Source organism: Hydrogenibacillus schlegelii (assembly GCF_001653195.1).
GTDB lineage: Bacteria > Bacillota > Bacilli > Thermicanales > DSM-22653 > Hydrogenibacillus > Hydrogenibacillus schlegelii.
The window spans coordinates 1-10,774 of record NZ_JXBB01000029.1 but is presented as its reverse complement, the minus strand read 5'-3'; the positions used below and the strand labels follow the sequence as shown (position 1 = coordinate 10,774).

Annotated in this window: 9 protein-coding genes and 1 pseudogene; all 10 read right to left on the bottom strand. The window is 66.1% G+C overall.

Features of this window, described 5'->3' with window-relative positions; translation table 11 throughout:
• Positions 1-1,218, bottom strand: a 1,218-nt coding sequence (locus SA87_RS08325; RefSeq protein WP_156516517.1) for an ATP-binding protein, incomplete at its 3' end; no start/stop codon positions are given.
• 25 nt (positions 1,219-1,243) lie between these two features.
• The gene (locus SA87_RS08320) at positions 1,244-1,870 is read right to left on the bottom strand and encodes a DUF4194 domain-containing protein (RefSeq protein ID WP_245637687.1); all 627 of its coding nucleotides are present in this window, start codon (positions 1,868-1,870) and stop codon (positions 1,244-1,246) included.
• A gap of 42 nt (positions 1,871-1,912) precedes the next feature.
• Positions 1,913-3,505 (bottom strand): Wadjet anti-phage system protein JetA family protein, encoded by a 1,593-nt coding sequence (locus SA87_RS08315; protein ID WP_066201956.1) that lies wholly within the window; start codon positions 3,503-3,505, stop codon positions 1,913-1,915.
• A gap of 47 nt (positions 3,506-3,552) precedes the next feature.
• Positions 3,553-4,200 (bottom strand): YdcF family protein, encoded by a 648-nt coding sequence (locus SA87_RS08310; RefSeq protein WP_066441330.1) that lies wholly within the window; start codon positions 4,198-4,200, stop codon positions 3,553-3,555.
• Positions 4,201-4,466: 266 nt separating this feature from the next.
• Positions 4,467-5,948: an N-acetylglucosamine-6-phosphate deacetylase gene (nagA, locus tag SA87_RS08305; RefSeq protein ID WP_169793265.1), complete on the bottom strand. Its 1,482-nt coding sequence runs from the start codon at positions 5,946-5,948 to the stop codon at positions 4,467-4,469.
• A 29-nt stretch (positions 5,949-5,977) separates the two neighbouring features.
• Entirely contained in the window at positions 5,978-7,636 is a 1,659-nt protein-coding gene (locus tag SA87_RS08300) for an FGGY-family carbohydrate kinase (RefSeq protein WP_066201952.1), read from the bottom strand.
• Between the two features lie 122 nt (positions 7,637-7,758).
• Positions 7,759-7,860: pseudogene (locus SA87_RS14265) on the bottom strand (hypothetical protein); the annotation flags it as partial.
• A gap of 34 nt (positions 7,861-7,894) precedes the next feature.
• Entirely contained in the window at positions 7,895-9,205 is a 1,311-nt protein-coding gene (locus tag SA87_RS08295) for an aspartate aminotransferase family protein (RefSeq protein WP_066201950.1), read from the bottom strand.
• A 199-nt stretch (positions 9,206-9,404) separates the two neighbouring features.
• A complete protein-coding gene (locus SA87_RS08290; RefSeq protein WP_066441334.1) occupies positions 9,405-10,499 on the bottom strand; it encodes a nucleoside recognition domain-containing protein in 1,095 nt (364 codons plus the stop codon).
• A gap of 77 nt (positions 10,500-10,576) precedes the next feature.
• Positions 10,577-10,774: transposase (locus SA87_RS13760; RefSeq protein WP_211264204.1), on the bottom strand; the 198-nt coding region annotated here is incomplete at its 5' end.

Below are 10,774 nucleotides of genomic sequence, written 5' to 3'. Positions count from 1 at the left end.
TATTGGCAGTGGAAGAAGGAACAACAGAAATCCACTGAGCCGGCCATGCTGCACGTTGTGAATGCCTGAGTGACCTGTCCTTTCATTCGCCGAAGAGGGCAATTTACACATGATACTGGACTTGATCAGATCGTCCAACCCGTGAAGAAGCGCTTGATAGGTCCTCTCTTTTTCCTCAAGCGTCCGGCGAAGCGCGGCGATCTTCTCCTCCAGCGCCTTAAGGCGCACGCCCGCTTCATGGCCCTTCCACCGCTCGTAAGCCGCCTCGGCCGCTTCCCGGGCCCGCCTTTCGCCTTCTTCCGCCTGCCTTTGTCGTTCGATCGCCTCTTCATGCGCCGCGCGAAGCTTCTCCAGCCGTTCCTGATGCGCCTTCCAGTCCGCTTCGGCCAAAAACCGCCTCAGTTCGCGGACGACATAGTCTTGTTCGATGGCCGTCCGGTGCCATTTTTCATACTCCCTGTACGTCCCGCGGATGGAACGGAGCGCTTTTTGACGCGCTTCCAGCCCCTCGAGCTCGTGCCGGTAGCGTTCATAGAGCTGGAAGTTTTCCCGAAGCAGATCGATTTTCAGCGGTTTCGGTTCCAACAAATACTGTTCGACGAAATCGCGCACACTGCGGATCGGTTGAAAGGCAATCGCCCTGGAGAAGACATTGAAAAAGCGATCGCGGAGACTCCCCAGGCGGGTTAAGAGTTGCCTGCGGTATTCGTCCTTGTTCCGTTCGAATATGACCCGCCGTCCGCCGAATCCCATGTGCGCGCGACGGAAGGACTCGCGGTTTCTGAGCGCGCCGCTTGCCTCAAGAAAGGAGAGTTCTTGAAGACGCGTTTCCGCCAGGATGAAATACTCGGTCTCGTATTGTTCATCCGCAAACACGTCGATCACGGCGCCGACGACGAACGGCTCCGCCTTGTCCGTATCGTCAAATTCGGCGACGATGTAGGTCGTAAAATCGCCGTCTCGAAGCGCATGCCGGTCCTCATCGCTCACTTTGCCCCGCAGATAGTCGATCATCTTGCGCTTGGCGTCTTCGTGGGCGGCGGCATTGAAACGGATTTGGCGCTGATCGGCGATGAAGAGCACCTGAAGCGCATCGATGATCGTCGACTTGCCGGTCGCGTTTTTGCCGGTGATGAGCGTCCTTCGGCCGAAGGTCAACGTTTCGTCGTCAAAATAATGCCAGTTGATCAAACGGAGGGCGGTGAGCCACTTCAACACCTACGACCCCCAGACCCGATATCGTCTATCGTCTTTCCGCGCGATCCGCCGCGTCTTCGTCGTCGCCTTCGCCGGGTTCGCCCTCCCGATCCGTCGATTGGGCAAAGCGGGCGATTTTTTCCTGAAGGGCGAGAATCTCCTGCGTGTCGACCGCATACAGCCACGTGTGGTGCAGCACATACCGGCTGTCGTCGGTAAGGCCCTCGCCGTCGAGGGGATCTAAAAGCTGGTAACCGCGCACCAGGCGAACGAGCCGCTCGAGCGCCGTCCGCCCGGGAAGCGGCAGGCGAAACGTCTCATACTTGGCGCGAATCTCGGCGAGGGTCACGACCGGCTGACGGGAAAGCGATAAGGCATGCCGTTTTTCTTCGTAGATGAGCCGCAGGATGAGGAGCCAGATCGTCTCCTCCCGATTGAAATTCCGCCTTAGCGCCGCGCCCGGCGGCGCGACGAAGACGACCTCGTGGCTTTCGTCGATGATGAAATCCCAGCCGAGGAAACGAAAAAATCGTTCCAGCCGATCGCGCTCGCGGCGAATGATCGCATACCGTTCGCGCTCCTTGTCCCGTACGAGAAAATTCACCGCGATCAACCGGTTGATCATTTCGCTCAACCGTTCCCTTTCGCGTTCGCCGAGCGCTTCCTCAAACACGGCTTGTCCCTCTTTCTGAAGTCGCGGTCTTCTTCGGCTTCATCATGAACGCGCGTCGCCTTCCCGCCCCCCTCGCCGGAGAACGAGCCGGTGGTTGGCGAACGTATACGGTCCGGACGCGACCATCTCCCGCGGTTCGATCCGCTCCAGAAGAAAAGACGAACCGCCGTCTTGGCCGTAAACATAAAGGTATAGCAAAAGGAGCGCTTCCTCCGGGCGTTCCGGCGCCCATTCGGCGAGCTCCATCGCCTGACGCGAACCGAGACGCTCCCGGACGGCGGCCTCGACTTCGGCCCGCGTGATGGCCGCCTCAAGACGTTTCCTGTACTCGGCCTGAACCGCCTGCCGAAGCGCGTCCGGGACGGGCGAAACGACGGGCGGCGCCATCTGATGCGCACGGGCGCGTTTTCTGGGCGTCATGAGCGAATCCGGAACGGCCGCTTCCGCGCGTCTGAAGGGAAACAGCGAAGGCAGCGACACCGCCGACGCGCCTTCCGGAGCGCTCCCCGGGACGTCTTCCGGCGCACGCGCCGACGCGCCTTCCGGCGCCAACGCCGGTTCGTCCTCCGAAGACGCCCCGAAGACGCCCCCTTCCGGCGCCCGGGCCAGGGCGTCCAGGATTTGCGCCAGCGCCTGATCGAGCCCGCCGTGCTGGCGGCTTAAGTATCGCGCCCGATCGTAGGAGGCCCGCACGTATTGATGATGCCGCAAATCGATCTGATAAAGAATCTCGTCCATGTCGTTGTAGACCGATTCGATCGTATCGAGCGCCGATACAAGATCCCGCTCGGCCTCTTCCCGCGAAGCGTAAAATTTCTCTTCCAGACCGTTTCGGATCGTCTGCTCCATCCGCTCGGCGTCGAGGCGCCACTCCCGAACGGTATTTAAGATCTGCAGCCGATAGCGGGAGACGTGGTCGGACGTCTTCAAGCGATGATAGCTTTTGTCGATGATCTCGCTTTGGTACACCTCAAAATGGTGGGCGAGCACGTCTCCCAGCGACGACTGCTTTACGACCGTTTCCATGTGGTGCTTCATGTTCTGATAGAGCGTCAAAAGCTCCCGTTCAAAGGAAAGCGTTATCTCCCGCGCTTCGCGGACGGCGAGCGCCGGGCGGCGTCTGGCTTCCTCGCCGGTGAGCACGCCGTACGTGGCGAAGGCAAAGCGCTGATATTCGATCGCCTTGGGATCCGCAAGTTCGTTCAGGAGCGCCAAAAAGCGGTTCGTGTAGGCGGGCAGGACGACGTAATCGCGGAACGACTCCCGCGTCTCGATGTCGATCCAGCCGATTTCCGCCAGACGGCGGATGAGCGCGTTCGCCTTCTGACGCGCATCTTCGGTCATGCCCAAAAGGTTTTCGGGCGTGCCCGAAGGGTTCGTTACCGAACTTTTCGGCGTCTCCGGAGCGCCTTCGTTCGCTTCTTCGTCGAATTCGTCCAGCGCGCCGCTTAAGCCCTGTTCGATCCATGACTCAAACAGTTCTTGAAACGAGTCGCGGAGCGCCTCGAGCGGAATGCCGAACCGCGCTTTCCGCGACTCCTCGAAGAGAAGGAGCGCCGCCTCGGCGTAGATGTGCTTGTTCGGACCGGAAAGCGGCGAAAAAAAGAGCTCCGGCAACACTTCAAAGAGTTTCATTGTCCTGGCATCCCCATGTCCTCCCGGCATCCCCCGATCATCGATCGTCAACCGGCGTCATACAGCCTCCAAAGACCGCGCAGCGCATTGAAGTAGATCGCCGGGACCTCCCGAAGATGGCCGACGATTTCCTCCGGCCAGTATTCGCCGACGAAAACCCCCGCGTACGACGCTTCAACCTCCGCGAAGCGGGCGAGCAGCATGGCGCGAAAGAGATGAAAGCGGTTGGAGACGATGATCGCCGTCGCGTCGCCGCGCTCGGCCATGATGCGGCGGGCGTGGATGAGATTTTCCAACGTCGACGTCGATGACGTCTCCGCCACGATCGCCTCCGGCGGAACGCCGCGGGCGATCAAATAGTCGCGCCCGGCGATGCCCTCCGAAATCGGCTCCGTCGGCCCCTGTCCCCCGGTGGTGATGATCACCGGAGCGTAGCCGGCCTCATACAGCCGCACGGCCTCATCCAACCGCGCCCGATAGAACGGCTTCGGCCCGCGAGCGTCGACGTTGGCGCCGAGGACGATGATGACGTCGGCGGAGGCGGGCTTCGACCAGAACGGAAAGCCGATCACCAGCCCTTCGGGGATCAAAAAGAGAAGGGCCAGCGTCAAAAGCGCGATCCGCAAACGGCTCCGCTTCGCGCGCCGCCTTCGCCCCGACGTCAAGCGACCGAAAAGCGCACGCCATGCGTCCATTTCTCAAGGCACTCCTCAACCGTTTACGGACACCTTGCCTTCAATTTTAATGCATCGCTCATGTTAACGCATCAGCCACCCGCACCGAGGTCCCGCCTTGAGCAAAATGAGCATCACGTCGACGTGATTGCCGGTCGGCCGAAGCGCGTTTACCGGGCGGCCGAAAAGAAGCGCGCTCTCCCTGCTGCCGAACCCTCAGCCGTTCGGTGCACTGCCGTTCGTCAATGGGGCGGTACAAACGGAACACAGGGGCGATCCAATGTTGATCAACGTTCGGTAAGGGGAGACCTCAACGGAACAAAAAGCGATCGCCTCTTACCAGCTGCTCCGTCCTTTTCAGCTTCTTTACCGGCTTCCTCCTCCCGGATATGCGCAAGCCGCCCCCGCACCCACACCATCCGCACCGCAAACGACGCATCGAGCAGCACGACGTCGGCCAGCCGGCCCGGCAAAAGCGCGCCCCGTTCCCCGTCGAGGCCGAGCGCCCGGGCCGGGTTGAGCGTCGCCGCCCGGACCGCCTCCACAAGCGGAATGCCGGCGTCGACGAGATGTTTGAGCGCCTCGTTCATCCGAAGGACGCTCCCGGCGAGCGTCCCGTCCGCAAGCGTCGCCCGGCCGCAGCGCACCGTCACTTCCCGGCCGCCGAGCTCGTAGACGCCGTCCGGTCGCCCTTTCGCCCGGATGCCGTCGGTGATGAGGACGACCCGCTCCGTCCCCTTGGCCCGAAACACGAGCCGAAACAGCGCCGGATGGACGTGCACCCCGTCCGCGATCAGCTCGACCGTCAGACGATCATCGACGAGCGCCGCGCCGAGGGCGCCCGGCGCCCGGTGATGGAGCGGCCGCATCGCGTTGAAGACGTGGGTGATGTGCCGCGCGCCGCGATCGGCGGCGGCGACGACCGTCTCGTAGTCGGCGTCCGTATGGCCGACGGAGACGACCACCCCCTCCCGGACGAGTTCCGGGATGAGCTCCAAAGCCCCGGGAAGCTCCGGCGCCATGGTGATGAGGCGGATCCGCCCGCCGGCGGCCTCGTTCAGCCGGCGAAACGCCGCAAGCGCCGGCGCCCGAAGCGCCTCGACCGGATGGGCGCCGGCGCGGGCCGGATGAAGAAAGGGACCTTCCAGGTGAACGCCGAGGAGGGCGGCGCCGGCCTCCGCCGCGCGGTCGCCTGCCTGCTCGATGGCTTCAGGAGCGCGGTCGCCCGCCTGCTCGATGGCTTCCGGAGCCCGGCCGTCCGCCTGGGCTCCCCCCTGCGAGGAAAACGCCGACGCCGCCGAAGCCGGAGCCGCATCGAAGGACGCCGCGACGTTTCGAAGCGCCCGGACGAGCCGTTCCTCCGACGCCGACATCGTCGTCGCGCAAAAGGCCGTCGTCCCCTCCCGAAGCAGCGCCCGGGCGATCATCCGGAGCGCTTCGGGCGTCCCGTCCATCACGTCCGCGCCGTCCGCCCCGTGAACGTGGAGGTCGATCATGCCCGGAATCGCGACGAGATCCGGCCCGAGGGCCCGTGCGTCGATCACCCGCGGTCGCTCTTCTGCGGAAGAAGAAGCTCCGTCGGCGGACCAAGCTTCCTCGGGAAGATCGCCGCCCGAAACACCGTTCTCGGCCGCCGCGCCGTCTTCCGCGCCGTCCGCCTCTCCGACGAAGACGATGCGCTCTCCCCGCGTCCGGATGATGCCGTTCGGGATCAGGCGATCCGGGAGGACGACCTGCACGCCGCGAATTTCCCACGACATTTCGGCCATCGACATTTCTGCCTCCTGGGACTGAAAAATCATGCATCCTTAGGCTGTAACAATGAATCCGGCAAAAACCCCCGTGTCCGGAGCGCCTCGACGAACCGCCGGTAGCGCGCCTCGTAAAGGGAAGCCCGGTCCGGATCCGGCTCGATCACCTCGACCGGCCGGACCCAGGCCCCGACCGTCTCGGCGACGCTTTGCCGCAAAACATAGGCACCGGCAAGAATCGCGGCGCCGTAAGCCGCCTCCGGCACCGCCGGAACCCAGAGGGGGCGGTTCAAAATGCTCGCCCGCACCCTGAGCCAGGCCCGGTTCCGGGCGGTGCCGCCGGCGACCCGGATCGGCCCCTCGATCACCGCGCCGAGGGACAAAAGCCGTTCCAGAGCGAGCCGCTCGATGTACCCCATCCCCTCGAGATAACCGGCGAAAAGCGCCGCCGCCTCCCGCTCCCCCGGCTCCCCGCTCGCCCCGTTCGCCGCTTCGGCCGCCGGCGCGCTCGTCGGACCGGAGGAGGCGCCCGAACGGCCGGTCGGATCTGCCGCCGGCACGACAAACCCCTCGGCCGCCGGCGCGAGAAACGGAAACCGCTCCCCCCGACCGGCGAGCGGATAGACGAGGTACGGCGACGGAAACCGGACCAGACGGCTGAGCCGCTCCAGCCGACGGGCTCCGAACCGTTCGACGAGCGCCTGCCCGCCGGCGTTGCTCGCCCCGCCGGGCATCCACCAGCCGTCCGGGTGCCGGTGAGCATACACCCCGCCGTCCGGATCGGCAAGGAGCGACCGCGTGACTCCTTTGACGACGAGGGTTGAACCGATGACGCTCGCCCACGCCCCCGGCTCGGCGGCGCCGGCGGCAAGCTGCGACGTCGCGCCGTCGGTCATCCCGGCCACGACCGGAAGCCCGACCGGAAGCCCCGTCCGTTCCGCCGCCCACCGTCCGATCGCGCCGAGGACCGTCCCCGAAGGGACGACCCGCGGCAGCCGCGCCGGATCGATGCCGAGGGCCGTGAGCACCTCCGACGGCCACCGCCGCTCGAGGAGATCGAAGCCCATCTTGAGGGCGTCCGATTCGCTCGTCACCCCGGCTTCGCCGGTCAAAAGGCCGACGACATAGTCCGCCGCGTGGACCACCCGCGCCGTCTCTTTCCAGACCGCCGGCTCATGGCGCTTCACCCACAGCACCTTCGGCAGGGCAAACGCCGGCGTCATGCGATACCCGAGACGCCGCCAGAGCGACCGGCCGGCCGCATCCACCTCCGCCGCTTCCCGAACGGCCCGGAGATCCCCGTAAAGGATCGCCGGTCGAAGCGGCCGGCCGTCTCGACCGAGAAACACGACCGTCCCCGACGTCCCGGTCACCGAAAGCGCCCGAAGTTCCGGACGCGCCCGGCCCGCCATCCCGGCGCGCACCATCTCCGAACCCGTCTGCGTCTTTGGCCCGGCGCCCGGCGCCGCCCGGCCGCCTCCGGTCGGCGCTCGGCCCGCCCCATCGGCGCGGTACGCCTGAAGCGCCTGCCGCACCGCCCGTTCCACCTGCGGCCACCACGCTTCCGCCGGCTGCTCCATCCGGCCCGGCATCGGACGGTTCGGAGACGAAAGCGGCGCCCGACCTTCGGCGAGCGGCCTCCCGTCCTCGCCGACGATGAGCGCCCGCACCCCGGACGTCCCGAGGTCGATGCCCATGACCGCCATTCCGAGCCCTCCCCGATCTGCCGCCGGCGCAAAGCACGCCGGCCCTTCGTCGCCCTTGAAGCCGCGCCCCGGCTCCCACCCCCGAGGACGCACTTCCCCGCCGGAACCGCCGAGTCGTGCTCCCCCCGGCCCGGCCGGGGATCATGCTGCCGGATCGGCCGCCGGCCGGCGCCGAGCGCCCGCCCTTCCCGATCGAAGACGATCGCCCGGAAGCTCGTTGTCCCCTGATCAAGGGCGTGAGGATCCCCCCGTTTCCCCTCATGCGTCCCTCTCCCAGTACGGCATCACGTCTTCCATCGCCGCCTTCAAAATCCGGACGATCTCCTCCGCCTCGCTCCGGCCGATCGTGATCGGCGGCGCGATCCGGGCGACGTTTCCGTAGAGGCCGCCTTTTCCGATGAGAAGCCCCCGCTTCCGGGCCGCCTCCATCCAGCGCCGAAGAAGATCCGGCGCCGGGCGTTTTCCGCCGTGGACGAGCTCCACGCCGACCATGAGCCCCTTCCCGCGGACGTCGCCGATCGCCGGATAAAGGTCCTGAAGCGCCCGAAGGCCGTCCTGAAGTGCCTCCCCGACCCGTTCGGCGTTTTCCGGCAGATTTTCCGCCTTCACGACGTCCAGCACCGCCAGCGCCGCCGCCGTCGAGACGGGATTGCCGCCGAAGGTCGAAATCGTCGCCTTCGTGAAAGCGGCCGCCACCTCCTCCGTCGCGATCGTCCAGCCGATCGGAAACCCGTTCGCCATCCCCTTCGCCGACGTCATCACCTCCGGCACGACGTCCCAGTGCTCGATGCCCCAAAGATATCGCCCCGTCCGGCCCCAGCCCGTCTGAACCTCATCGGCGATAAAAATCCCGCCGTACCGCCGAACGATGGCGACGACTTCTTTGAAATATTCCGGCGGCGGGGTGATGAACCCGCCCACGCCCTGGAACGGCTCGGCGATGAAGGCGGCGACCTCGCCGCCGGCGGCGGTGAGGATGACCTCTTCCGCGTCTTTCGCGCAGCGGAGGTCGCACGCCGGGTACGTCAGGCCGAACGGGCAGCGGTAACAGTAAGGGCTCGCCAGGTGATAAACGCCGGGGAGCGACCCGCCGGCCTTGTACGCCCCCTGTCCCCCGGCCGAAAGGGTGAGCGCCGACCGGCCGTGGTAACTGTGCCGGAGGGCGAGCACCGCCTCCCGCCCCGTGTAAAGCCGCGCCACGAGAAGGGCCGTTTCGTTCGCTTCCGTCCCGCTGTTCGTAAAAAAACTCCGCTTGAGCGCCCCGGGCGTCACCTCGGCGAGGCGCGCCGAGAGCGTCACCATCGGCTCGTTCACGTACAGCGTCGACGTGTGTACGAGCCGCTCCACCTGCGCCTTCACCCGCTCCGTCACCGCCGGGTGGGCATGGCCGAGCAGCACCGTGAGGATGCCGCCGAACGCATCGAGGTACGACCGGCCGTCGGCGTCCCAGACGGTCGCCCCCTCCCCCCGGACGAGGACGAGCGGCTCGTCGTAGTACGTCGCCACGTTGGCAAACACGTACGCCGCATGCTGCTCCCGAAGCGCCTCCGGCGACGTCCGTTCGATCATCGCACTCTCCTCCCGTTTTCCGGCCGCTCAAGATACGGCCGATCGTTTCGCAATATATGCATCATATGCATCGATACCGGACCGCCGGCCTCAGAGCGCCTCTACCGGTGCCCGGTCCCCGGCCTCAAAGCGCCAAAACGGGCCGGGCCGGCGGCTCCCCAACGCCTCTGACGGTCACAGCCGGTCCGCCTCATGCCGCTCATCCGGGGCCGGTTGGCCGACCGTCCGCCGCCTCGGCCCGCCGCGGGCGAATCCAGATCCGGGCCAGCGCCGCCGCGAGGGCGATCGCCACCGCCGTCCGGAAGGCAAACAGCGCCCACGGCGACACCCCGACCGGCACAAACAGGAGCGTATCTTCGACCACGGCGTGGCTGGCCGAAAGAAACGTGACGAGGATCATCACCTCCTGCCGGGAAAACCGGGCCTTCCGGGCGCTTTCGAGCATGAGGCCCGCCCCGTACTGGAGGCCGAACAAAAGCCCGGCCAAAAACGTCACCGCCGCCCGCTCTGAAAGGCCGATCCAGCGGAGAAACGGCCCCATCCCCCGGGACAGCCGGTCGATCGCCCCGACGGCCTTGAGCGTCTCGACGCCGACCATGAGCGGAAAGACGATGAGCGCCATCTGGACGAGACCGTGGACGCCCGTCTGAAGCGCCGCCCCCAGCCGCGCCGCCGCCCCGCCAGGGCCGACCGCCGACGCGCTCCGGACATCGGCGGATGAGGGGGAAGCGGCGGTTTCTGCCGCGGCGAGCGACGCCTCTTCGACGGTACCGGCGGCTGCCCGGACGGCCGCCGCTTCCGTCAGCCCTTCTCCCGTCGCTCCCTTTCCCGCCGCCCGGCCCATTTCGTCCGGCCAGAGGTGCGCCAGCACCAGGGCGCTCAAAATCGCCAGACCGATCCTCAGGCCGATCGCCCAGATCGCCCGCATCCCGAGCCGGACGACGACCGCCGTCTCGACGAGCAGATTGTGGGAAAAGCCGAGCATCACCGCCAGGATGAACGCTTCTTTCGCCGAGAGAGGGAGTCCGAGCATCGCCCCGATCGCGGCGTACAGATTCAGCACGTTGCCGAGGACGAGCACGAGCGCCGCCTCACCGGAAAGCCCCAGGGGATGCATCGCCGGCGCCAGCCATTCGGCCAACCGGGGTAAAAATGGCGCCTCCCGCAAAAGCGAGACGAGCACCGTCAGCGGAAAAACGAGCTTCGCAAGCTCGACCATCGTCCGGCCGCCGGCCCGGACGCCCTCCAGGGCGACGTCCCGCACCCGCCGAACGAAGGCGACCGATCCGATCAACCGCGCCCCTCCTCAAAAGCGTCGCAGATGTTCTCATCGTGACCTCCTCCCACCCTTGAAAGGGCGGGCTTCCCCTTTCATTGAAGAAAGCTTACACGGATATAGGGGCTCGCCCCCAAAATCCGTGCAGCGGCCTTCTTCTCCGGGGGCTTGAGTTCGGGCCGGTCCAGCCCTACGGCCCGATCGGGGCTCAGGCCAAGCCCTTTTCTCAAGATGACCATGGCGGCATTAACGTCCCTGTCGCAGGTCCAGCCGCATTCGCACTTGATGACTCT

Coding starts and splice junctions, on each gene's coding strand:
- SA87_RS08295 (WP_066201950.1), bottom strand. CDS start 9,205: ATGATCGAACGGACGTCGCCGGAGGCGCTTCGGGAGCAGCATGCGGCG.
- SA87_RS08300 (WP_066201952.1), bottom strand. CDS start 7,636: ATGGCGGTCATGGGCATCGACCTCGGGACGTCCGGGGTGCGGGCGCTC.
- SA87_RS08310 (WP_066441330.1), bottom strand. CDS start 4,200: ATGGACGCATGGCGTGCGCTTTTCGGTCGCTTGACGTCGGGGCGAAGG.
- nagA (WP_169793265.1), bottom strand. CDS start 5,948: ATGGCCGAAATGTCGTGGGAAATTCGCGGCGTGCAGGTCGTCCTCCCG.
- SA87_RS08315 (WP_066201956.1), bottom strand. CDS start 3,505: ATGAAACTCTTTGAAGTGTTGCCGGAGCTCTTTTTTTCGCCGCTTTCC.